This window comes from Lentzea sp. NPDC037011, assembly GCF_055607425.1.
The window spans coordinates 172,359-194,473 of record NZ_JBVJRT010000005.1 but is presented as its reverse complement, the minus strand read 5'-3'; the positions used below and the strand labels follow the sequence as shown (position 1 = coordinate 194,473).

Here is a 22,115-nt window from a genome sequence, read left to right as displayed (position 1 = left end):
CGCTCGGGGGAAGTCTCCAGAAGCACTCACCGTGTCGAGACGGGGTGTCGTTTCATACGTTCAGGTGGTTAACATCCCCGGTTGTCGGCATGCCTCATGACCGTCCGAACGCCCTGTTGGGACTGCGGACGGCCGGCCTGTGGCGACACTCACTGATCAACTTGATGCTACTCAAGGCCAACCGGCGAGAGGTGCCATGGCTACCCGAGCCAACGCTCTGCGGCTTGTCGCAGTGCTCATGACATGCGTTCTGACCGCGAGCTGCAGCCTCTTCGGAAGTTCGTCGAGCGGCAGTGGCGCGGACCTGGAACGCACCGCGCTGCGCATCGGCGTCGCGCAGGTGGTCGACGTGGCCCCGCTGCGGATCGCGCTGACCGACAAGCTGTTCGAGAAGTACGGCCTGCAGGTCACGCTGGTCCCGCAGACCAACGAGTCCGAGGCCATCGGCCAGCTCGACACGACGCTCGACCTCACGTGGGCGACGCACGTCAGCTTCTTCTCGGCCGTCGCCTCGACCACGGAGAAGAACCGCGAGCTGCAGCTGCAGGGCGAGGCCTACCAGGCGGGCCCGAACTCGATGGCGCTGGTCACGCCCGCCAACTCGGACTACGACGACCCCGGCAAGCGGCCGTCGCCGATCATCGCGGTGAACAGCGAGACCGACATCGGCTCGCTGACCACGAAGGCCGTGCTCGGCACCGCCGCGGTCGAGCGGGGCAAGATCCAGTTCCGCCCGATGCCCTTCGGCGCGATGGAGGAGGCGCTGAAGTCGGGCAAGGTCGACGCGGCGTTCATGATCGAGCCGTTCATCACGAAGGCGCAGCGCAACATCGGCGCGAAGATCCTCACCGACACCGCGCGCGGCCCGACACTGGACTTCCCGATGTCCGGGTACGCGTCCACCAAGAAGTTCGCCGAGGCGAACCCGAAGACGCTCAAGGCGTTCCGCGAGGTGCTCCGCGAGGCGCAGCAGCGCGCGCAGGCCAACAAGCTGGCCGTGCAGGACTCGCTGACCACCTACGCCGACGTGGACGCGCCGACCGCGGCGCTCGTGTCGGTGGGCACGTTCCCGCTGTCGCTGAACCCCGTCCGGCTCCAGCGGGTGGCGGACATGATGGACACCGAGGACGTGCTGTCCGGTCGTCTGGACGTGCAGCAGCTGCTGCCACCGGGCACGATCAACTAGCGCTTCTCCCAGCGGCGGAGGGCGGGTCACCCCCGGTGACCCGCCCTCCGTCGTTCGGTCACTTCTCCGCGAGTGCGCTCAGGCAGTAGGTCAGGCCCGGCGCCGGCTCGGCGTAGGACACGGGCGTGCTCTCGCCGCAGTCCGCGGAGGCCTGCCTGACCACCTTGTCGACCTTGTAGGACTTCTGGGTCGAGTACCTGTTCTGCCCCTTGGAGCAGTCGATCGCCTTCGGACCCGCGAGGCTGATGCCCGCCATCGGGTCCTCGTAGCACCGGCCCTCTTCGAGCTTCTCCACCAGGCACAGCTTCAGCGTCTCCTTGCGCCGGCCGGACTGGTGGTAAGACGCGTACTCCTTGCTCGGGCACGCGTCGGAGGTGTCCTTCGAGGCCTTGGCGATGATGTAGTTCGCCTCGGGCGACCCGCAGTCGACCTTCTTGTAGTTCGGGCTGATGGTCGTGCCGGTCATGTTCGCGCAGTCGCCCGGCTTGGCCGACGGCTCGCTGCTGCCGAACACGCCGCGCAGCACCATGAACCCGCCGACCAGCACGAGCACCACGAACACGGCGCCGATGACCTTGCCCGCGGCACCGCCGGGCTTGGGCGGCGGGGCGTACGGCATCGGCTGGCCGGGCATGCCGGGAGGCATCTGGCCGGGTGGCGGGCCGTACGGGCCGGGCTGCGCGTAGGGGCCGGCTCCGTAGCCAGGCTGGCCCGGCGGGGTGCCGAAGGGCTGCGGCTGCTGACCGTGGACGGGCTGGCCGTAGGGCTGCTGACCATGGGGCTGCTGCTGCCCGTACGGCTGCTGGCCGTAGGGCTGCGGGGGCTGGCCGCCGGGAGGCGGGCCGTACGGGCCCGGCTGCTGCGGGTGGTGGGGCGTCGTCACTGGGTTCCTCTCCGACGGGGGCGCGCAAAAGGGAAACCGGAGCCGCGCGGTCGCGACTCCGGTCTCCCCGTGGTCCGGCCTGCTGCTACGCGGGCGTGCCGATGCAGTAGTTCAGCTTGGCCTCGGGGAAGGCGTAGGCCTTCTCCCCCTCCGCGCACTCCGGTGCGGCGGCGTCCTTGACCGCCTTGGTGACCTTGAACGTGGCGGTCTCCGCGCACCCGACGACCTTGGGGTTCACGTTGTCGCCGTCGTCGGCGTAGCAGGTGCCCTCGACGAGCACCGGCGCCAGGCACAGCTTGGTCTTGGGGCCGCGGCGCTGCGAGTGGCTGTACTCGACGTAGTCGCCCTTGCAGACCCCGGACACCTGGCCGACGACGTAGTTGGACTCGGCGGACGCGCAGTCGACCGCCTTGTAGTCCGGGTTGTTCGTCGTGCCGGTGATGTGGGCGCAGTCCCCCACCTTCGCCTGCGCGTCGTCGTTCGTGAAGTAGTTGAACGCGTAGATCGCGACGGCCGCGACGACCAGACCGACGACGTAACCGAGGATCTTCTTCAGAACGCTCGGCTTCTTCGCCTCGGGCTGCGGCCCTGCGATGGGCGCAACCTGCTCCGTGCTCATGTGCTGTTCTCTCGCTTCCGCTCAACCTCGGGCGGCCCGTGCCCCCCGACAAGGCCGGAGCAGAGGCTGCCAGGCGGAAGCGGACACCGCTGGCGCTTTGCGAAAACGTTACGGCTGCTTGTCGCCGCGTTCGAGGCAGAACGTCGTGGCGGGCTCCGGGAACACCGCCGCGCGCGCATCCCCGCAGGCAGAGCGGTCGGTCCTGCCGGTGAGCACCTTGACGACCCGGACCGAGTCCCTGGTGGCGCAGTCGACCTGGGCGATGCCGGTCTCGCGGTCCTGCCCGTAGCAGGCGCCCTCGTGGAAGTTGGGCATCAGGCAGAAGGTCGACTCGCCCGTGAACGTCGAGTAGTCCATGCCGCCGGACGGGCAGCTGTCGTCGCGCGGCAGGATCTTGGCGATCTTGACGGTCGCGCCGCCCTCGTCGCACGCCAGCGCCTGGTAGACCGGGTCGTCCTGACCGCCGGAGATCCGCGCGCAGTCGCCGACGTGCGCGCTCGGGCCGGACTGGAGCTGGTCGACGACCAGCAGGCCGCCGAACGCGAGCAGGACGACGGCAGCGACACCCAGGCCGACCTTCTTCATGGCCTGGGTATCGGCAGCCGTCCGAGCCGGCTGATCACCGGATCAGGCGTTCTCGTGCACACCCATGCAGTAGACCGACGCGGGCTCGCTGAACCGCAGCTCGCTGGAGCCCTCCGGGCACACCGTGCCCTCCTCGGGCAGCCCGTCGACCTTCTTCACGATCTTCACCGGCGACTCGACGGTGCACGCCTCCTTCTTGAAGGCGCCGTCGTCGCTGGAGGTGTAGCAGTTGCCCTCGGCCAGGTTCGGCATGAGGCACAGCGAGTCCCCGCCCGACTTGACCGGCTCGTAGATGCCCTCGTCCGGGCACGGGTCGTCCGCGTTGCCCAGCACCTTCGCCACCTTGTGCGTGGCCTCCTGGTCGCCGCAGCCCTGCGAGCTGACGTTCCACTCGCCGTCCGGCTTGTCCACGTCCTGCGGCGACGCGCTCACGCAGTCGCCCGCGTTCAGGCCGCCCATCTGCGTGAACACGAACACGCCACCGCCGACCAGCACCACCGCCAGCACGCCGACGATGACGAACTTCAGCCAGCTGTTCTTGCCCTTGGGCGACTCGTCGGACTCCGCCTCGGCCGCGGGTGGCTGCGCGGTGGGCTCGACGGGATCAGTCGACTCGGTGCTCATGCGCGAGAACGTACGACACGGGGTGTTGGCTCGGTGTGTCGGCTCACAGTTGCCCGCTCCCGCGTCCGCCGTGATGGCGACAGCAGCGCATTTGGCACCGTCAGGGAGACTGGGCAGGTGACCGATGGCCCCCTGATCGTGCAGTCGGACAAGACGCTGCTGCTTGAGGTAGACCACCCGCTGGCCGATGAGGCGCGAACGGCCATCGCGCCGTTCGCCGAGCTGGAGCGGGCGCCGGAGCACGTGCACACGTACCGCGTGACGCCGCTGGCGTTGTGGAACGCCCGCGCGGCCGGGCACGACGCGGAGCAGGTGGTGGACGCGCTCGTGCGGTTCAGCCGGTACCCGGTGCCACAGCCGCTGCTGGTGGACGTGGTGGACACGATGGGGCGCTTCGGGCGGCTCGTGCTGAGCAACAGCCCGGCGCACGGCCTGGTGCTCGCCACCACCGACCGCGCGGTGCTCGAAGAGGTGCTGCGGAACAAGAAGGTCGCGCCGATGTTCGGGGCGCGCATCGACGACGACACCGTGATCGTGCACCCCAGCGAGCGCGGCCGGCTCAAGCAGCTGCTGCTCAAGGTCGGCTGGCCGGCCGAGGACCAGGCGGGCTACGTCGACGGGGAGGCGCACCCGATCGAGCTCGCCGAGGACGGGTGGAAGCTGCGCGACTACCAGCGGCTCGCGGCGCAGGCGTTCTGGGCCGGTGGCTCCGGGGTCGTGGTGCTGCCGTGCGGCGCGGGCAAGACGCTGGTCGGCGCGGCGGCGATGGCCGAGGCGCAGGCCACCACGCTGATCCTGGTCACGAACACCGTGGCTGGGCGGCAGTGGAAGCGGGAGCTGATCGCGCGCACGAGCCTCACCGAGGAGGAGATCGGCGAGTACTCCGGTGAGCGCAAGGAGATCCGGCCGGTCACCATCGCGACCTACCAGGTGATCACGCGCAGGTCGAAGGGCGAGTACAAGCACCTGGAGCTGTTCGACTCGCGGGACTGGGGCCTGATCGTCTACGACGAGGTGCACCTGCTGCCGGCACCGGTGTTCCGGATGACCGCGGACCTGCAGTCGCGGCGCAGGCTCGGGCTCACCGCCACCCTCGTCCGGGAGGACGGGCAGGAGGGCGACGTCTTCTCGCTGATCGGGCCGAAGCGGTACGACGTGCCGTGGCGCGACATCGAGGCGCAGGGCTGGATCGCCCCCGCGGAGTGCACCGAGGTGCGGGTGACGCTCACGGACAACGAGCGGCTGCTGTACGCGACGGCCGAGCCGGAGGAGCGGTACAAACTCTGCTCGACGGCGCGGACGAAGATCCCGGTGGTCCGGCGGGTGCTGGAGCGGCACCCCGGCGAGCCCGCCCTGGTGATCGGCGCCTACCTGGACCAGCTCGACGAGCTGGGCGAGGAGCTCGACGCGCCGGTGATCAAGGGGTCGACGAAGAACAAGGAGCGCGAGGAGCTGTTCGACCGGTTCCGCAGGGGCGAGCTGCGCACGCTGGTCGTGTCCAAGGTCGCCAACTTCTCCATCGACCTGCCGGAGGCATCGGTGGCGGTGCAGGTCAGCGGCACCTTCGGGTCGCGCCAGGAGGAGGCCCAGCGCCTCGGCCGGCTGCTGCGGCCCAAGGGCGACGGACGGCAGGCGCACTTCTACTCGGTGGTCGCGCGGGACACCCTCGACACCGAGTACGCGGCGCACCGGCAGCGGTTCCTGGCCGAGCAGGGGTACGCGTACAAGATCGTCGACGCGGACGACCTGGTCGGATGACGACCTGGTGGATGTGGAACCCGGCCGCACCCCCGCCCCGCGGCCGGTTCCGGTCGGAGCGGTCGCTCGCCGCCGCCGCACCCGAGGCCCAGGTCGTCCGGTCCACCGACTTCACGTGCCCCGAACAGCTCCGCCGCGCCACCGCCGCCCGCACCGACTTCCTCGCCGTGACCGGTGACCCGGTGCGGGTGGCGCTGGTCGAGCGGCGGCTGTGGACGCTGCTGGTGGCACTGCGCCGCTCGGTGCCGGTCCGCGCCGCGCTCGCACTGGCACCCGCGAAGCCGGGCCGGGCCGCGCTGGTCGCGGAACCGACCCGCGAGCTCGCCGACCTGGACCGGCGCTTCGACCGGTTCGCGGCGGCGCTCGCCGTGCTGCGGGCCGACCCGACCCCCGAACAGCTGCGCCACACCGCCGCACTGGACTGATCGGCGCCCACTGCGCCCGCTGCGCCCGTGCGGTCGTTGCGCAACGATGACGTCGCACGGACGTCCTCATGAGACCCGTCCGGAAGGCTGGAGGACATGCCGCGCGTACTGCTGATCGAGGACGACGAGGCGGTCCGGGAAGGACTGTCGCTGGCCCTGACCTACCAGGGCCACGCGGTGACGGCGGTGCGCACCGGCGAGGAGGGCCTCGACCTCCTGGCCAGGGGCGACAACCCGGACGTGGTCGTGCTCGACCTGATGCTGCCGGGCGTGGACGGGTTCGAGGTGTGCCGCCGCATCCGGGCCGCGGGCGACCTGCCGATCATCATGCTGACCGCCCGCAACGACGACATCGACGTGGTCGCGGGCCTGGAGGCGGGCGCGGACGACTACGTGGCCAAGCCGGCGCAGGCCCGCGTGCTGGAGGCGCGGATCAGGGCGGTGCTGCGGCGGTTCGCGGTCAGCCAGCCCAGCGTGCAGACCGAGCGGTACGGCGACCTGACGATCGACCGCGACGGCCTCGTGGTCACCCGGCTCGGCCGGCCCGTGGCGCTGGCGCCGACGGAGCTGCGGCTGCTGCTGGAGCTGTCGGCGGCGCCGGGCCGGGTGATGTCGCGGCAGCAGCTGCTGGAGAGCGTGTGGGACCAGGGCTACCTCGGTGACTCGCGGCTGGTCGACGCGTGCGTGCAGCGGTTGCGCTCGAAGGTCGAGGACGACCCGGCGGCACCGGTGTACGTGCAGACCGTGCGCGGCTTCGGGTACCGGTTCGGACCGCTGTGACGCTGCGCCTGCGGTTGTTGCTCTCGTTCGCGTTCATCAGCGTCTTCACCGCAGTGGCGGTCGCGGGCGCCGGGTACGTGCGGGCCCGCGACGCGATCGTGCAACGCGCGCAGGACCGGGCCGTCACCGAGACCACGAACCGGGTCGAGCAGCTCTACCCGCTGCCCGCCCGCCCGGTGGACGCGCTGGTCCTGGAGCGCATCGCGGCCCGCGTGTCCGGCCGGGAGGGCGACGCGCTGGCCACGGCGCACGGCGTCACGGCGGGCTCGATGAACCCCTCGGTGATCACGCCGGAGCTGCGCAGGCACGTGTCGTTCGGCTACGTCGGCTGGCAGCGCGTGTCGCACGCGGGCCGGGTGTGGCTGGTCATCGGGATGCAGCTGCGGGTGTCCGGCGGTGGCGAGTCCGGCATCGAGGTCTACGCGCTGCGCCCGTTCACCAGCGAGGCCGAGGTGATCGACGAGCTGGCCCGCAACGCGTGGCTGATCGGCGGCGCGGGCCTCGTGCTGGCGCTGGCGCTGGGCCTGCTGGCCGCGCAGGGCGTGCTGCGGCCGGTGCGGGCGCTGCGGATGGCGGCGTTCCAGCTCGGCCAGGGCGACCTGTCGGCACGGGTGCCGGTGCGCGGCAGGGACGAGCTGACGGACGTGGCCTCGACGTTCAACAGCACCGCCGCCTCCCTGGAGCACCACGTCGGCGAGCTGCGGCGGATGGAGGCCGACGCCCGCCGGTTCGTGGCCGACGTGTCGCACGAGCTGCGGACGCCGCTGGCCGCGATGACGGCGGTGACGGACGTGCTGGACGCGGAGACCGCGGCACTGCCGGGCGTGGCCGGGCAGGCGGCGCGCTTGGTGAACCGGGAGACGCAGAACCTGACGCGGCTGGTGAACGACCTGATCGAGGTCACCCGCTTCGACTCGGGCACCGCCGCGCTGGCACTCGACGACGTGGACGTGGCCGAGGTCGTGCGGGCGACGCTGCGGCTGCGCGGCTTCGAGGTGACCGCCACCCTGCCCGACGGGGTGCGCGCCCGGCTCGACCCGCGGCGGCTGGACGTGGTCGTGGCGAACCTGGTGGGCAACGCGGTGCGGCACGGCGCCCCGCCCGTCACCGTGCGGCTGGCGGTCGACGGGTCGTGGCTGGTGATCGAGGTGGCGGACTCCGGGCCCGGACTGGCGGAGGAGGTGCTGCCGCACGTGTTCGCGCGGTTCTACAAAGCCGACTCGGCTCGGGGGCGGTCGGAGGGCAGCGGGCTGGGGCTCGCGATTGCATGGGAGAACGCGCGGTTGCACGGTGGCACGCTGACGGCGGCGAACCGGCCCGGCGGTGGTGCGGTGTTCACGCTGCGGCTGCCGGTCGGGGAGCCGTTGCGGGCCGGGGGTGCGGCGTGAGCCGGGGAGCTGCCGGCTGGGAGTCCGGTGTGAGCCCGAAAACTGTCGGTGCCGGCTGGAAGAATGGAAAACGGGGGTCCCCTGCGAGGGGACGCCTGCGCAAGCTCGCGCCGACGATCCTGGCCGTGCTCGCGGTCGCGGTCCTCGCCTCCTGCGGCATCCGCCCCACCGGCGTCATCCCGGGCCTGCAGGCCCCGAGCGGTCCCGTCGAGAACCCCTCCCCGTCCGTCTACTGGGTCGCGGCCGGCCAGGTCGTGCCCGTCGCCCGCGACCAGGGCAGCCTCACCGGCCGCGACGTCGTGGCGTTGCTCGCGCAGGGGCCCAGCGGCGACGAGCAGCAGCGCGGGCTGAGCACGGAGGTGCCGTTCGACGCGGCGCCCGCGACGGTCGACCGGGTGGAGAGCGGGCTGGACGTCACGGTGTCGACGGACGTGTCGTTGCTGAGCCGGAACGCGGTCAGGCAGATCGTGTGCACGTTGCTCGCCGTGCAGGCGGTGGGGACGGTGCACCTGCGCGGCGGCGGGCATTCGCTGGAGGGGCGCCGGTGCGGTTGAATCGGGCGGTGCACGTCTATTCGATCCCGATGAACGTCCGGTTCCGCGGCATCACCACCCGCACCGGCGTGCTGGTCGAGGGGCCGGCGGGGTGGGGTGAGTTCTGCCCGTTCGAGGAGTACGACGACGAGGAGGCGGCGCCGTGGCTGCGGTGCGCGCTGGAGGCGGCGTACGAGGGGTGGCCGCGGCCGCTCAGGGACAGGGTGCCGGTCAACTGCACCGTGCCCGTCGTCGGTCCGGAGCGGGCGCACGAGATCGTGACGAGGTCGGGGTGCGCGACGGCCAAGGTGAAGGTCGCCGAGAGCACGCTCGAAGAGGACTGCGCACGGCTTGAGGCGGTCCGGGACGCGCTGGGGCCGCAGGGGCACGTCCGGGTCGACGCGAACATGCTGTGGGACGTCGACACGGCGGTCAGGGCGATCAAGGCGATGGACCGCGCGGCCGGCGGCCTGCAGTACGTGGAGCAGCCGTGCCGCACGCTCGACGAGCTGGCCGAGGTGCGCAGGAGGACGACCGTCCCGATCGCCGCCGACGAGTCGATCCGCAAGGCAGAGGACCCGCTCAAGGTGGCCGTCGCGGGCGCCGCGGACATCGCGGTGATCAAGGTGGCGCCGCTCGGCGGCGTCCGCAGGGCGCTGGAGATCGCCGAGGCGTGCGGGCTGCCGTGCGTGGTGTCGTCGGCGCTGGAGACGTCGGTCGGCATGGCCGCGGGCATCGCGCTGGCCGCGGCACTGCCCGAGCTCGACCACGCGTGCGGGCTCGCCACGGTGGAGCTGTTCCAGGGCGATGTGACGAGCGAGTCGCTGAAGCCGGAGAACGGCTACCTGCGCGTGCCGGCGAAGGCGCCGGTGCCGGACCGGATCGGCGAGTTCGAGGTCGTGGACCGGCGTTGGACGGAGCGGTTCGAACGGGTCAGGGCTTCCCTCTGACCAGCCCGTGCTGGTTGGCGCCGAGGCTGAACACGACCTCCTCGGTGCGGCTGACCGCCTGCGTCCGCCGTTCCGTCGCGGGCACCCGCGTCAGGTCCACCAGCCGGATCGGCGGGCCGAGCTCCACCAGGGTCGGGGTGTAGGAGGCCTCGGTGACGGACCAGCCGGCCGGGCCCTGTTCGAAGCGGAAGCGGGCGACCACGCCCTCCTCGGTGACGCCGCGGGGTTCCGCGTGCCGGGCGACCTCGTTGCCCAGGCCGTAGGCGACCCACTTGGTGCCGATCTTCTCGAACGGCTGCACGACGTGCACGTGCGTGCCGATGATCAGGTCGAGTGCCGGGTCGGCCAGCAGCCGGCGGGCCAGTGCCTTCTGCTCGGCGGTGACGGCGTGCTGGTACTCGTTTCCCCACTGCACGGACAGCACGACGACCTCGGCTCCGGCGGCGCGGGCGGCGCGCGCGTCGGCGAGGATCTTGTCGGCGTCGATCTGGTTCGCGCGCCACGGCTGGGGCAGCGGGATGCCGTTGAAGCCGTAGGTGAACGACAGCTGGGCGACCTTCACGCCGTTCGCGTCGAGGATCAGGGGTGTGGCCGACTCCTGCTGCGTGCGGTACGAGCCGGTGTGCTTGAGCCCCACCGCGTCCATCGCGTCCAGCGTCGTCGTGATCGCGGAGACGCCGCGGTCGAGGGTGTGGTTCGAGGCGGTCGAGCACGCGTCGTAGCCCACGTCGACCAGGCCCTTCGCGACCTCCGGCGGGGCGAGGAAGGACGGGTAGCCGAAGAACGGGCCCTCCTTCTTGCCCAGCGGCACCTCCAGGTGGCACAGCGACAGGTCGGCCTTGAGCGTGTCGCGGATGCCGGAGAACAACGGCAGGAAGTCGCGGCCCGCGGCACCGCCGTCGGCGACCGCCTGGTCGGTCAGCGCCGGGTGGACCAGCACGTCGCCGCCGGCGGTGAGGGTGAACGAGCGGGCCGGCGGCGGGACCGGTGAGGGGGACCACGGCGGCACCGGGGCCGAGGTGAGCACGACCGGTGAGCCGGTGCACCCGGACAGCGCGACACCGGCGGCCAGCACGAGGGCCGGCCACCGGTGAGCACGCTTCAGCGCTGCCGCCTGCGTCGCAGGGCCAGTAACAGCACGACGGCCAGTACACCGGCCGCGACGGGGAGCACGCGCTTCAACGCCGGAACGCCTGCCGTGTCGATCAGGTCGATCGGCTCGTCGGGAACCACTCGGAGATGCTGCTGTTGCGCCACCTCGTCAGCATCCCCGGAAGCCGCCGTGCTCGCCAGGTGTTCCGCGAACTGGCCGGCGAGTTCGCCGCTGACCTCGGCGATCACCGGGCCGTTCAGTGGTGGATCGGTGCACCGAGGTCCACGAGCCGGCGGCCGGTTCCCCTCCACCGCAGGGCGATGACCTCGGCGGCGATCGACACCGCGGTCTCCTCCGGTGTCCTGGCGCCCAGGTCCAGGCCGATCGGCGAGGCCAGCGCGCCGAGCTCGCCCTCGGTCAGCCCCGCCTCCCGCAACCGCCGCAGGCGGTCTTCGTGCGTGCGGCGGGAACCCATCGCGCCGACGTAGCCGACCTTGAGCCGCAACGCGACCTCCAGCAGCGGCACGTCGAACTTCGGGTCGTGCGTGAGGACGGCGATCACCGTCCGCTCGTCGAGCTTGGGCGCCTCGGCCCGCAGGTACCTGTGCGGCCACGCGACGACGACCTCGTCGGCCTCGGGGAAACGGGTGCGGGTCGCGAACACGGGCCGTGCGTCGCACACGGTCACCCGGTAGCCGAGGAACGCGCCGAGCCTCGCCATGGCGGCGGCGAAGTCGATGGCACCGAACACGAGCATCCGCGGCGGCGGCTCGAACGAGTTCACGAACACGCTCATGCCCTCGCCGCGGCGTTGGCCGTCCGGGCCGTACCGGAGCACGCCGGACCGCCCGCTCGCGAGCATGCCGCGCGCGTCGTCCGTGACGGCGTCGTCGACGCGGGACGACCCGAGCGTGCCCGAGCGGCGATCGGGCCAGATGACCATCCGCTGCCCGATGCGGTCCGGGTGCTCGACGACGGTCGCGACGGCCACGGGTTCCCCGGCGCGAACGGTGTCCACGACCTCGCCGAGCTGCGGGAACGTCTCCGCGTCGATCTTCTCGACGTAGACGTCGATGATCCCGCCGCACGTCAGGCCGACGGCGAACGCGTCGTCGTCGCTGACGCCGTAACGCTGCAGCACCGGCTCGCCGGTCGTCTGCGCGAGGTCGTAGACGGCCCCTTCGACGCACCCGCCGGACACGCTGCCGATCGCCTGGCCGTCCCCGGTCACGAGCATCGCCGCACCGGCCGGCCGGGGTGCCGAGCTGAACGTCGCGACCACCGTCCCGACGCCGACGGTCTCGCCGTTCGCGACCCGGTCGGCCAGCTCGAACAGGACATCACGCACGGCGTACCGCCTCCGGGGAGTCCATGACCCCCAGAGTACGACTCAGGGTCGGGTTCCGGGTGGTCACCGATGTGCGACCGCCCGGAACCGACGATTCTTGAGCCATGAACAACAACGTGCTCGACGAAGCGACGACGAAGGTCAAGAAGCTCCGGCGCAGCCGGAGCGACAAGATGGTCGCCGGTGTCTGCGGCGGCGTGGCCAAGATGATCGGCGTGGACGCCGCGCTGCTGCGGATCGTCCTGGTCGCCGCCACGCTGCTCGGCTTCGGCACCGGCGCCGTCCTCTACGTCGCCGCGTGGATCCTCATGCCCGAGGAAGACGCCGCGATGTGATCACCGTGGAAAACCGGGAACGCCGGGTAGCCGTTGCCAGGGGTGGGGACCGTTGAGGGGCCGGTACTCCACCCCCAGTGCGTCGAGCCGCGGCAGGTGGTGCTCGCGCAGCCGCCGCACGAACTCCGGGTCCTTCTCCGCCGGTGACCACACGACCTCGGCGAACGCCGCCAGGCGCGGGAACGCCGCGTAGTCCACGCGCCGGGCCGAGTCGAGGTGCTCGGTCCAGATGTTCGCCTGCGCCCCCAGCACGCGCCCCGGTTCGTCACCGGTGAGCTCGGCCGGGACCGGCTCCCACGCGTAGACGTCCTCCAGCGTCGTCACCGTGCCCACCGGGATGGGCTCGTCGTCCGAGCCGGACTGCCGGTAGTCGAGGTAGACGAACTCCTCGGGGCACATCACCACGTCGTGGCCCTCGCGGGCCGCCGTGACACCGCCTTCCACGCCGCGCCAGGACGCCACGACCGTGCCCGCCGGCAGCGGGGCGGAGTCGAGGACCTCGTCCCAGCCGTAGGGCCGCCGCCCGCTGCGCACCAGGTGCCGCGCGATCTCGCGGACCAGCTCGCCGTCGTGGCCGGGTGCCTCGTCGCCGCCGAGCCCGATGACCTCCGCGGGGAACACGTCCATCAGCTCGTCGAAGACCACCCGGTAGAAGTCCGCTGTGGACTCCTCGGTGTTGAGCACGCGTTCGTTGATGCCCCAGTCGGTCCACACGCCACCGCCGTGCACGCCGAGCTCCGGGTAGGCCGCGATCGCCGCCTGCGAGTGGCCGGGGATGTCGATCTCCGGGACCACCGTGACGTGCCGGGCCGCCGCGTACGCGACGATCTCGCGCAGGTCGTCCTGGGTGTAGAAACCGCCGTGCGGACGGCCTGTCAGCCCGCCCGAGCGCCGGTCGCCGAACCGCGAGTCCTCCCGCCACGAGCCGACCTCGGTGAGCTTCGGGAAGGCCTTCACCTCGAAGCGCCAGCCCTGGTCGTCGGTGAGGTGCAGGTGCAGGACGTTGAGCTTGTGCACGGACAGCAGCTCGACCCACCGCAGCACCTCCCGCTTGGGCAGGAAGTGCCGGGCGACGTCGAGCATGACGCCCCGCCACGCGAACCGCGGGAAGTCGACGACCTCGCAGGCCGGGATGACCCGCGGCTTGTCGCCCGCCGCGCGGAACGCGCCGGGGCCGAGCAGCTGCCGCAGGGTCTGCAGCGCGTTCATCTCGCCCGCCGCGTCGTGCGCCTCGATCAGCACGCCGTCGTCGGAGGAGAGCAACCGGTAACCGCCGGGCGGACCGTCGACGAGCACGGTCTCCCAGCCCTTGTAGTCGACGAGTCTTCCGCCATCCACATAGGACACCGGACGTGGCAGCAGGTTCATCCCTTCACCGCCCCGGCGAGACCGGACACGAGCCGGCGCTGGACGAAGATGAAGAAGACGAGCACAGGGATGGTCATCAGGGTGGAGCCCGCCATGATCGCGCCCCAATCGTTCTGGTCGGGTTTGACGAAGACCTGGAGAGCCAGTGGCAGGGTCTGGTTCTCCACAGCGGAGATGATGAACGTCTTGGCGAACAGGAAGTCGTTCCAGGCGTGGATGAACGACAGCACGGACGTCGCCACCAGTCCGGGTGCGACGAGCGGGAACAGCACCTGCCAGAGGAACCGGAACCGCGAGGCGCCGTCCAGGGTGGCGGCCTCCTCCAGCTCCACCGGCACCGCGGCGACGAAGCCGCGCAGCATCCAGATCGCGAACGGCAGGCTGAACGCCAGGTGCACCAGCACGAGCGAGCCCAGGTGGTTCAGGCCGAACACCGGCACGGTGTCGCCGACCGACCGCATCAGGAAGAACAGCGGCACGGTCAGCGCCTCGACCGGCACCATCTGCACGACCAGCAGCATGATCAGCAGCGTGGTGCGGCTGCGGAACCGGAAGCGGGTCAGCGCGGTCGCCGCGAGGAACGAGATCAGGATGCTCAGCGCCACCACGATCAGCGCCACGACGATGCTGTTCACGAAGTAGCGCCCGAAGTTCGCGACCGTGAGCGCCCGCGTGAAGCTGTCGAGCGTCGGCCGCGTCGTCCACGGCACCGGGTCGGCCGAGATGATCTCGTCCTCCGGCTTGAACGCGCTCAGCACCATCCAGAACAGCGGGAACGCCACGACTGCGGCGATGACGAGGACGAAGCCCTCGGTCAGCCAGCGCTTCACAGGGCCTCCCCGGAACGGCGCAGTGCGCGCAGGTAGAACAGCGTGACCACCAGCAGCAGCACGGTCGTCACGACGCCGATGGCCGCGCCCAGCCCGTACTCCGACGCCGCGAACGCCTGCTGGTAGGCGTAGACGTTGAGCACGAGGTTGCGCCCGGCGATGCCGCCGCCGTTGGTCATCACGTAGATCTGCGTGAAGATCTTGAAGTCCCAGATGATCGACTGGATCGTCACGACGAGGATGATCGGCCGCAGCAGCGGCAGGATGACGCTCCACGCCGTGCGGAACGCCGAGGCGCCGTCGAGCGCCGCGGCCTCCAGCACCTCGCCCGGGATCGCCTTGATGCCCGCGTAGAGCGTGACCATGACGAACGGGAACGAGCACCAGATCACCTGGGCGGCGACGAGCCCGAACGCGGTCCACCTGTCGAACGTCCAGGAGAAGCCCTGGATGCCGAGGACCTCGTTGACGAACCCGAAGTTCGCGTCGAACAGGAACAGCCAGATCGTCGAGCCGGCGACGGCGGGCGTGGACCACGCGCCGAGCGCCGCCAGGAACAACGTCATGCGGACCCACGTCCTGACCCGCGTGGCCATGATCGCGAGGAAGGCGCCCACGAGCAGCGTGCCGACCACGCAGACCGCCGCGAAGGCGACGGTCTGCCCGAGCACCGTCCAGAACTGCTGGTCGCCCAGCAGCCTCTGGTAGTTCCCGAGGCCCAGGAACTCCAGCGGCGCACCACCGCTCACCTGCTCCTGGCCGTAGTCGAAGAGCGAGATGAGCACGAGCTGGTAGATCGGGTAGGCCAGCAGGCCGCCCAGCACCAGCAGCGCTGGGGCCAGGTAGGCGAACGCGGTCCGCCCCTGGCCCTTGGCGGTCATGCTCACGACGTGAAGGCCGCGTTCATCGTCTTGGCGGCGTCGGCGGTGGCCGTGTCGACGTTCTTCGCGCCGGTGACGACCTCCTGGATCATCGTCGGCAGCACGGTCTGCGCCTCGATCTTCGCCCACGCCGGGGTGACGGGGACGAACTTCGTGCCGGCCTGCAGGGTCTTGGTGAACGGCTCCAGGAACTTGTCCGAGTCCGCGACCTGCTTCTGCACGTCGGTGAACGTCGGCAGGTTGCCCATCGCCGCGTACATCTTCTGCTGGTACTCCTTCGACGCGAGCAGCTGCGTGAACTCGGTCGCGAGCGTCTTGCGCTGGGTGCCCTTCATGACGCCGAGCAGGTTGCCGCCGGCGAACGCGGGCGCGATCGAGCCCGCGGTCTTGCCGGGCAGCGGCACGACGGCGTACTTGCCGGCCGCGCTGGAGGCGTCGACCGACTTGCGGTTGAAGTCGCCGCCGATGGTCATGGCCGCCTTGCCCGCGCGGAACGCCTCGACGCTCGCGTCACCGCCGTTGCCCGCGCAGGTGGCCGGCGGGCAGATGTCGTCCTTGATCAGCTCGGTGTACTTCGCGACACCGGCCCTGGCCTCCGCGCTGTCGACGGCGGCGGTGAACTTGCCGCCGTCGGACTTGGCGATCTCGCCACCGCTGGCCCAGATGAACGGCAGGGCGGCGAACAGGTACTTGCCGCCGGCGGAGATGCCGATCAGCTCGGGCTTGCGCTGCCGGATCTCACGGGCCGTGGTCGCGATCTCGTCGAGCGTCGCCGGCGGCTTGAGGCCGAGCTCGGAGAAGACGTCCGTGCGGTAGTAGAGCGCGCGGACGCCGACGAACCACGGCACGCCGTAGGTCTTGCCGTCGACCTTGGCGGTGTCGAGGATCGTCGGCACCAGGTCCTTGGACTCGCTCCACGCGCTGAGGTCCAGCTCGGAGAAGCCGCCCGCGGAGACGTAGCCGGCGAGGTCGGTGTTGCCGAACTCCGCCACGTCCGGCGCGCTCTTGGGGTCGCTGAAGGCGGCCTTGAACCGTTCCGCCCGGCTGGACACCTGGATGTACTGCACGTCGACGGTCACGCCGCTGTGCTTGCCCTGGAACTCGGTGACGGCCTCCTTGACCACCGCCTCCTTGGGCCCGCGGTTGACCTCGTCGAACAGCCACACCCGCAGCTGCCCGGTCTTCTCGTCCCCCGCCGTGTTCGCCGGTCCGGACTGCACCGGAGCGCAGGCGACCACCGCGCCCACGCCCAGCACGGCCACGAGTGCCTTCAGCCTCATCGCGCCCTCCGCATTGCATATAGTGCAACAGCCATTTCACAGGAAGCAACGTGAGACTAGAACGGTCCGCGCTAAGGGTCTAGACCAGACGGTTGATCCATTGCCGAACTGATGCCGGGTCGACCGGTTCGTCCCACCCGCCCGGCCGCACGGCGCTGCCGACGTGGAACGCGGTGATGCCCGCTTCGAGTAGCTCCCCGACGTGGTGGGGCTGGAGGCCGCCGCCGACCAGCAGCGTGGGCGGCTGGGCGTTGACCAGCTCTTTCAGGACCTCCCTGCCCGCTTCGACACCCGTGCGATGACCGGCGGCGAGCACGGTGTCGCAGCCGAGGCCGGCGACGGTCTGCCAGCCCTTGCGCACGTCGTTCGAGTTGTCGAGCGCGCGGTGGAACGTCCACGCGCAGCCCTCCAGCTCGGCGGCGAGGTTGAGCGTGACGCCCTCGTCGATCTCGCCCTCCGCGTCGAGGAACCCGAGGACGAACTCGGTCGCACCCGCCTCCCGCAACTCGGCGGCGGTCCGGCGCAGCTGCCTCAGGTCGCCGGGCGCGAACCCGTTCCGGTCGCGCAGCATCACCCTGATGGGCAGGTCGCACGCCTTCCGCACCTCCGTGAAGGTGGCGACCGACGGCGTGAGCCCGTCCGCGGCCATGTCGGCGACCAGCTCCAGGCGGTGCGCGCCGCCCTCCTGAGCAGCAACGGCGTCCCTTGCGTCGAGTGCGATGACTTCGAGAATCGGCATGGTCTAGACCATAGTGCGCAAGTCGATGTGCTTTCGGAAATCCGGGAGCGATTTCTCGCATCCCCGCGTCGGAGTGCGTATCTGGGTCCTGGTTCGCCGCTCTTGTTCAGTGAGCGACAGGACGTGGAGCGAGCGTCAGCCGGTTCGAGGGGTGCCGGCCGGCGCGGCTCCCACCAGGGCGGCCCGTGATGCGGAGGGGGAATCACGGGCCGCTGGTGCACCCAGGGGAAGATGAGGGCGGACGATGGGCGAGACTGCTCCAATTGAGTGAATTTTGTATCTACCGCCCAGTCGACGCCTCCTGACCTGGCGAACGGCGCTGACGTGGCGGCCGATCGGAGGTGCTGCGTGGACGAGCTGCACACGGCGGATGACCGAACGCCGTGGGACGGGCTGGAAGGCACCGAACGGCATGCGGTCTGCGTCGCCGCCGCACGCGAAGGCAACCGCAACGCACTCGACGTCCTCGTGGCCGAGCTGACCCCGCTGGTGTGGCACGTCGCCCGCGGCCAAGGCCTCGACCGCACCGCGGCGGAGGACGTCGTGCAAACGGTGTGGCTCGCCTTCCTCCGCAAGATCGACACCATCAAGGAACCGCGCGCCCTGGTCGGCTACCTGGTCGTGACGACCAGGCGTGAAGCACGCCGCACCTGGACGCCGAACAAGCGCGAGACCCACCTGTCCGACGAGTACGCCGAACAGCTGGAGTCCGACACCGGCCTGCCAGAGGACGTGACGCTGATGGACGACCGCGACCGCAGGCTGTGGCTCGCGTTCGGCCGGCTCACCACCAAGTGCCAGGAACTGCTCCGGCTCACCGTGCTCGCGGGTCGCGCCGAGTACCGAGCAGTCGCCGAAGCACTCGCCATGCCCCACGGCAGCATCGGTCCGACCAGGGGACGGTGCCTGAACCTGCTGCGCAACTACCTGGAAACGGAAGGAGGATCGCGGTGAACGAGATCGACCCGCGCGACGACCGCAGGGGCCTTGAGGACACCGCAGTCCTCTCCGAGCTGAACAGGCTGGTCGACGAACTCGATCCACCTCCCGCAGACCTCGTCGACCGCGTGAAGTTCGCGATCGCTTTGGAGGACCTCGACGTGGAGGTGGCCCGCTGGGAACGCGCAGGCTCCTTCGCGGGCGTGCGCGGCGGCCAGACCGGCACCATCACGTTCACCGTCGACAACCTGACGCTGATGGTGAACTTCACGTCGACCGGCTCCCGCCACCGCATCGACGGCTGGCTCGTCCCGGCCGGCGAACACACGGTCGAGGTGCGCGTCGCCGACCACAAGTCGTCGTGCACCCGTGCCGACGACGGCGGGCGGTTCGTGCTGCCGGACGTTCCGGCCGGGACCACGCAGATCCTCGTGCACCTGGTGAACTCGCACGGGGAACCGGGGCGGACCGTGGTGACACCGACGATCATGCTTTGAGCCGTTTTCGGTGTGGGGAACGGTTTTTGCAGGATTGGCGCGGTATGGGTTTCCGGGGGCGTGCCGCGCCCGCACTGGGGTGCTGAACTGGGGCGGTGACTCGCGGCCCTGACCCGCGCGGCGGGAGGTGGCGGCGTGCCGAGCACGTTCGGTGAAGTCGCCGCACTTCTCACCCGGGCCGTGCAGAAGAGCGAAGCCGCGATCAGCACGTTGTCGCGGGCGTCCGCCCTCGTCGACGAATGCCGGTCTCAGTTGCTGGCCGCGCTGGCCGGAACCACGGCCGAAGACGATGCCGCCGCTGTCATCGCGTCCTTCCAAGCCGTCCAGGACGGTGTCGCCGAACGAGTTCGCGAGCTGCGAGCAGCTCTGGAGGGACTCGCGCGAATCCGAGCCCGGTTCGAGGTCCACAGCCGTCCTGAACCGGCCTCGCCGGCAGCCGTGCAGTCGTGGGTTGCGGGCACACGAGCCGGGTTGCCCTGGTACCGGACGAGCGGCGTCTACCGGTCCTCTGACGGCCGCACCGACCTGGTGCAGAGCGGGCGTGAACCGGATGGGGAGCACGACCGCATCAACGACCACCTGGTCGATCTCGGCATCGGACGCCCTGGTGCGAGCGTGGAGGCGTCCAAGCACGTCGAGGTGAAGGTCGCCTGGCGGATGCGGCAGAGCGGCATGAACCGCGTCGAACTGGTGGTCAACAACGAACTCTGCAACGGAGCCTGTCCTGCTCCCGGCTGCTCCCCCACGTGCTCGGACCGGGGCAGACGTTGACCGTGCACGACCCAGTACGGTCGCGGGAGTTCCGCGGAAAGGACGTGCGGTGAGTTACACGCTCGAATTCTGGTACTACCACGGCGACAACCGCGCCGACGAGCCCGTCGCCGTCGCCACCGCGGCGGAGTTGGACGAAGTCCTGACCCACGTCGCGAACCACCCGCAACCGCACCCGGCGCAGATCGCCGCGAGGGAGCTGCCGAAGTTCGGGGTCCTCGAGATCCCGGACCGGATGTTCAAGCTGGACGCGCGGCACGGGTTCGGCGCGTTGCACTTCGTCGGTCCGGACCCCGAGAGCACCACTGACGAGATCGGCTACTGGGTGACTCGGGGTGCTGAACCTCCGGCAGCCGCACCGACCCTCTACGTCGACAAGGACAACAAGACGGAGTTCCCCCGGAACGCCGCGATCCGGCTCGACCAGGTCCGGGACGCCCTCCTGGAGTTCCGGCGGACCGGTTCCCGGCCGACGTGCGTCGAGTGGCAGGTCACCGAACCGGTCTACTGACCACCGACTCCCCGGAACGCCGGAAGGCCCGGCCCCGCCGAAGCGGGACCGGGCCTTCCGAGGTGGAACAGCAGCGGCTGGACTCAGAAGTCCATGCCACCGGCGTCCGGCGCGGCCGGAGCGGCGTTCTTCTCCGGCTTGTCCGCGACGACGGCCTCGGTCGTCAGGAACAGCGCGGCGATGGACGCGGCGTTCTGCAGCGCGGAGCGCGTGACCTTGGCCGGGTCGATGATGCCGGCGGCGACCAGGTCCTTGTACTCGCCGGTCGCGGCGTCGAGGCCCTCGCCCGCGGGCAGGGACTTGACGCGCTCGACCACGACGCCGCCTTCGAGGCCGGCGTTGACGGCGATCTGCTTCAGGGGCGCCTCGACGGCGACCTTGACGATGTTCGCACCGGTGGCCTCGTCGCCCGTGAGCTTCAGGCCCTCGAACGCGGCCTCGGCGGCCTGCAGGAGCGCGACGCCACCACCGGCGACGATGCCCTCCTCGACGGCGGCCTTCGCGTTGCGGACGGCGTCCTCGATGCGGTGCTTGCGCTCCTTGAGCTCGACCTCGGTGGCCGCGCCCGCCTTGATGACGGCGACGCCGCCGGCGAGCTTGGCGAGGCGCTCCTGGAGCTTCTCGCGGTCGTAGTCGGAGTCCGACTTCTCGATCTCGGCGCGGATCTGGTTGACGCGACCCTGGATCTGGTCGGCGTCGCCCGAGCCCTCGACGATGGTGGTCTCGTCCTTGGTGACGACGACCTTGCGGGCCTTGCCCAGCAGCGAGATGTCGGCGTTCTCCAGCTTCAGGCCGACGTCCTCGGTGATGACCTGGCCACCGGTGAGGGTGGCGATGTCCTGGAGGATGGCCTTGCGGCGGTCACCGAAGCCCGGGGCCTTGACGGCGACGGACTTGAAGGTGCCGCGGATCTTGTTGACGACCAGCGTGGCCAGGGCCTCGCCCTCGACGTCCTCGGAGATGATCAGCAGCGGCTTGCCGCCCTGCATGACCTTCTCCAGGAGCGGGAGCAGGTCCTTGACCGTGGAGATCTTGGAGCCGAACAGCAGGATGTACGGGTCCTCGAGGACCGCTTCCTGGCGCTCGGGGTCGGTCACGAAGTAACCGGAGATGTAGCCCTTGTCGAAGCGCATGCCCTCGGTGAGCTCGAGCTCGAGACCGAGGGTGTTGCTCTCCTCGACGGTGATGACGCCTTCCTTGCCGACCTTGTCCATCGCCTCGGCGATGAGCTCGCCGATCGTGGGGTCAGCGGCGGAGATGGACGCGGTAGCAGCGATCTGCTCCTTCGTCTCGATCTCCTTGGCGTTCTTCAGGAGCTGCTCGGCGATGGCCTCGACGGCCTGCTCGATGCCGCGCTTGAGGCCGAGCGGGTTGGCGCCGGCGGCCACGTTGCGCAGACCCTCGCGAACCAGGGCCTGGGCGAGAACGGTCGCGGTCGTGGTGCCGTCACCAGCGACGTCGTCCGTCTTCTTCGCAACTTCCTTGACGAGCTCGGCCCCGATCTTCTCCCACGGGTCCTCGAGCTCGATCTCCTTCGCGATGGAGACGCCGTCGTTCGTGATCGTCGGCGCACCCCACTTCTTCTCGAGCACGACGTTGCGGCCCTTCGGGCCGAGCGTCACCTTGACGGCGTCAGCGAGGGTGTTCATACCCCGCTCGAGACCGCGGCGGGCGTCCTCGTCGAACGCAATCATCTTGGCCATTGCGGTGTGTTCCTCCGCCTTTGTGGATTCTGGGCCACTGCGGGCCGGCAAAGCCCACAGCGGAACACGGTTCGCTTGGCCAGGTTCGG

Annotated in this window: 25 protein-coding genes; 12 read left to right on the top strand and 13 right to left on the bottom strand. The window is 70.5% G+C overall.

The genetic code is table 11. The annotated features are described in order from the left end of the window. The first annotated feature begins 238 nt into the window (after nucleotides 1–238). Complete coding sequence (locus ACZ7CH_RS16395) at nucleotides 239–1,186, top strand: ABC transporter substrate-binding protein (protein WP_360385502.1); 948 nt, start codon at nucleotides 239–241, stop codon at nucleotides 1,184–1,186. 58 nt (nucleotides 1,187–1,244) lie between these two features. On the opposite strand, the gene ACZ7CH_RS16390 is transcribed toward ACZ7CH_RS16395, so the two are convergent. The 4 genes from ACZ7CH_RS16390 to ACZ7CH_RS16375 form a co-directional block, all read right to left on the bottom strand. Beyond that, the gene (locus ACZ7CH_RS16390) at nucleotides 1,245–2,069 is read right to left on the bottom strand and encodes an LppU/SCO3897 family protein (protein ID WP_470374261.1); all 825 of its coding nucleotides are present in this window, start codon (nucleotides 2,067–2,069) and stop codon (nucleotides 1,245–1,247) included. An 85-nt stretch (nucleotides 2,070–2,154) separates the two neighbouring features. Continuing rightward, on the bottom strand, nucleotides 2,155–2,688 hold the full coding sequence (locus tag ACZ7CH_RS16385) for an LppU/SCO3897 family protein (protein ID WP_360385498.1): 534 nt from the start codon (nucleotides 2,686–2,688) through the stop codon (nucleotides 2,155–2,157). A gap of 108 nt (nucleotides 2,689–2,796) precedes the next feature. Next, nucleotides 2,797–3,273: an LppU/SCO3897 family protein gene (locus tag ACZ7CH_RS16380; RefSeq protein ID WP_470374260.1), complete on the bottom strand. Its 477-nt coding sequence runs from the start codon at nucleotides 3,271–3,273 to the stop codon at nucleotides 2,797–2,799. Nucleotides 3,274–3,315: 42 nt separating this feature from the next. After that, on the bottom strand, nucleotides 3,316–3,897 hold the full coding sequence (locus ACZ7CH_RS16375) for an LppU/SCO3897 family protein (RefSeq protein ID WP_458429561.1): 582 nt from the start codon (nucleotides 3,895–3,897) through the stop codon (nucleotides 3,316–3,318). 117 nt (nucleotides 3,898–4,014) lie between these two features. On the opposite strand from ACZ7CH_RS16375, the gene ACZ7CH_RS16370 reads away from it, so the two are divergent. From ACZ7CH_RS16370 to ACZ7CH_RS16345, 6 genes are all read left to right on the top strand, one after another. Next, nucleotides 4,015–5,655, top strand: coding sequence for a DNA repair helicase XPB (locus tag ACZ7CH_RS16370; protein ID WP_360385492.1), 1,641 nt, complete (start codon nucleotides 4,015–4,017; stop codon nucleotides 5,653–5,655). Beyond that, the gene (locus tag ACZ7CH_RS16365) at nucleotides 5,652–6,080 is read left to right on the top strand and encodes a hypothetical protein (protein ID WP_360385490.1); all 429 of its coding nucleotides are present in this window, start codon (nucleotides 5,652–5,654) and stop codon (nucleotides 6,078–6,080) included. Before ACZ7CH_RS16370 ends, ACZ7CH_RS16365 begins: the two co-directional genes overlap by 4 nt. A 96-nt stretch (nucleotides 6,081–6,176) precedes the next feature. Beyond that, nucleotides 6,177–6,860: a response regulator transcription factor gene (locus tag ACZ7CH_RS16360; RefSeq protein ID WP_360385488.1), complete on the top strand. Its 684-nt coding sequence runs from the start codon at nucleotides 6,177–6,179 to the stop codon at nucleotides 6,858–6,860. Further along, the gene (locus tag ACZ7CH_RS16355) at nucleotides 6,857–8,248 is read left to right on the top strand and encodes a HAMP domain-containing sensor histidine kinase (RefSeq protein ID WP_360385486.1); all 1,392 of its coding nucleotides are present in this window, start codon (nucleotides 6,857–6,859) and stop codon (nucleotides 8,246–8,248) included. The genes ACZ7CH_RS16360 and ACZ7CH_RS16355 overlap by 4 nt, the downstream gene beginning before the upstream one ends. A gap of 29 nt (nucleotides 8,249–8,277) precedes the next feature. Continuing rightward, entirely contained in the window at nucleotides 8,278–8,802 is a 525-nt protein-coding gene (locus ACZ7CH_RS16350) for a GerMN domain-containing protein (protein ID WP_360385484.1), read from the top strand. An 8-nt stretch (nucleotides 8,803–8,810) separates the two neighbouring features. Further along, a complete protein-coding gene (locus tag ACZ7CH_RS16345; RefSeq protein ID WP_470374259.1) occupies nucleotides 8,811–9,731 on the top strand; it encodes an o-succinylbenzoate synthase in 921 nt (306 codons plus the stop codon). Here ACZ7CH_RS16345 and ACZ7CH_RS16340 read toward each other — a convergent pair. The 3 genes from ACZ7CH_RS16340 to ACZ7CH_RS16330 are packed head-to-tail and all read right to left on the bottom strand — an operon-like array spanning nucleotide 9,715 to nucleotide 12,172. Then, nucleotides 9,715–10,806: a CapA family protein gene (locus ACZ7CH_RS16340; protein ID WP_470374258.1), complete on the bottom strand. Its 1,092-nt coding sequence runs from the start codon at nucleotides 10,804–10,806 to the stop codon at nucleotides 9,715–9,717. The genes ACZ7CH_RS16345 and ACZ7CH_RS16340 overlap by 17 nt on opposite strands. 26 nt (nucleotides 10,807–10,832) lie before the next feature. Continuing rightward, nucleotides 10,833–11,072 carry a hypothetical protein gene (locus ACZ7CH_RS16335; RefSeq protein WP_458429564.1) on the bottom strand — a complete coding sequence of 80 codons (240 nt, stop codon included), beginning with the start codon at nucleotides 11,070–11,072 and terminating at the stop codon, nucleotides 10,833–10,835. An 8-nt stretch (nucleotides 11,073–11,080) separates the two neighbouring features. Continuing rightward, nucleotides 11,081–12,172 carry an XdhC family protein gene (locus tag ACZ7CH_RS16330; RefSeq protein ID WP_470374257.1) on the bottom strand — a complete coding sequence of 364 codons (1,092 nt, stop codon included), beginning with the start codon at nucleotides 12,170–12,172 and terminating at the stop codon, nucleotides 11,081–11,083. Between the two features lie 104 nt (nucleotides 12,173–12,276). Between ACZ7CH_RS16330 and ACZ7CH_RS16325 the strand changes: the two genes are divergently transcribed. Continuing rightward, a complete protein-coding gene (locus tag ACZ7CH_RS16325) occupies nucleotides 12,277–12,507 on the top strand; it encodes a PspC domain-containing protein (protein WP_360385470.1) in 231 nt (76 codons plus the stop codon). Here ACZ7CH_RS16325 and ACZ7CH_RS16320 read toward each other — a convergent pair whose 3' ends face one another. The 5 genes from ACZ7CH_RS16320 to ACZ7CH_RS16300 form a co-directional block, all read right to left on the bottom strand. Continuing rightward, a complete protein-coding gene (locus ACZ7CH_RS16320) occupies nucleotides 12,508–13,875 on the bottom strand; it encodes a beta-N-acetylhexosaminidase (protein WP_360385468.1) in 1,368 nt (455 codons plus the stop codon). After that, on the bottom strand, nucleotides 13,872–14,705 hold the full coding sequence (locus ACZ7CH_RS16315) for a carbohydrate ABC transporter permease (RefSeq protein WP_360385466.1): 834 nt from the start codon (nucleotides 14,703–14,705) through the stop codon (nucleotides 13,872–13,874). The genes ACZ7CH_RS16320 and ACZ7CH_RS16315 overlap by 4 nt, the downstream gene beginning before the upstream one ends. Further along, nucleotides 14,702–15,586 carry a carbohydrate ABC transporter permease gene (locus ACZ7CH_RS16310; RefSeq protein ID WP_458429567.1) on the bottom strand — a complete coding sequence of 295 codons (885 nt, stop codon included), beginning with the start codon at nucleotides 15,584–15,586 and terminating at the stop codon, nucleotides 14,702–14,704. Before ACZ7CH_RS16310 ends, ACZ7CH_RS16315 begins: the two co-directional genes overlap by 4 nt. A gap of 2 nt (nucleotides 15,587–15,588) precedes the next feature. Beyond that, a complete protein-coding gene (locus ACZ7CH_RS16305; RefSeq protein ID WP_458429568.1) occupies nucleotides 15,589–16,866 on the bottom strand; it encodes an extracellular solute-binding protein in 1,278 nt (425 codons plus the stop codon). Nucleotides 16,867–16,945: 79 nt separating this feature from the next. Beyond that, nucleotides 16,946–17,605, bottom strand: a complete 660-nt coding sequence (locus tag ACZ7CH_RS16300) for a copper homeostasis protein CutC (protein WP_470374256.1) — start codon at nucleotides 17,603–17,605, stop codon at nucleotides 16,946–16,948. 348 nt (nucleotides 17,606–17,953) lie between these two features. Between ACZ7CH_RS16300 and ACZ7CH_RS16295 the strand changes: the two genes are divergently transcribed. The 4 genes from ACZ7CH_RS16295 to ACZ7CH_RS16280 all read left to right on the top strand — a co-directional run bounded on the left by ACZ7CH_RS16295 (nucleotide 17,954) and on the right by ACZ7CH_RS16280 (nucleotide 20,323). Then, nucleotides 17,954–18,559, top strand: coding sequence for an RNA polymerase sigma factor (locus tag ACZ7CH_RS16295; RefSeq protein ID WP_360385458.1), 606 nt, complete (start codon nucleotides 17,954–17,956; stop codon nucleotides 18,557–18,559). A gap of 5 nt (nucleotides 18,560–18,564) precedes the next feature. Beyond that, a complete protein-coding gene (locus tag ACZ7CH_RS16290) occupies nucleotides 18,565–19,041 on the top strand; it encodes a carboxypeptidase regulatory-like domain-containing protein (protein WP_458434261.1) in 477 nt (158 codons plus the stop codon). Nucleotides 19,042–19,176: 135 nt separating this feature from the next. Next, nucleotides 19,177–19,812, top strand: a complete 636-nt coding sequence (locus ACZ7CH_RS16285; RefSeq protein ID WP_470374255.1) for a DddA-like double-stranded DNA deaminase toxin — start codon at nucleotides 19,177–19,179, stop codon at nucleotides 19,810–19,812. Nucleotides 19,813–19,861: 49 nt separating this feature from the next. Next, the gene (locus tag ACZ7CH_RS16280; protein ID WP_470374254.1) at nucleotides 19,862–20,323 is read left to right on the top strand and encodes an Imm1 family immunity protein; all 462 of its coding nucleotides are present in this window, start codon (nucleotides 19,862–19,864) and stop codon (nucleotides 20,321–20,323) included. A gap of 83 nt (nucleotides 20,324–20,406) precedes the next feature. Here ACZ7CH_RS16280 and groL read toward each other — a convergent pair whose 3' ends face one another. Further along, complete coding sequence (gene groL / locus ACZ7CH_RS16275) at nucleotides 20,407–22,026, bottom strand: chaperonin GroEL (protein ID WP_360385450.1); 1,620 nt, start codon at nucleotides 22,024–22,026, stop codon at nucleotides 20,407–20,409. Nucleotides 22,027–22,115: the final 89 nt, after the last annotated feature.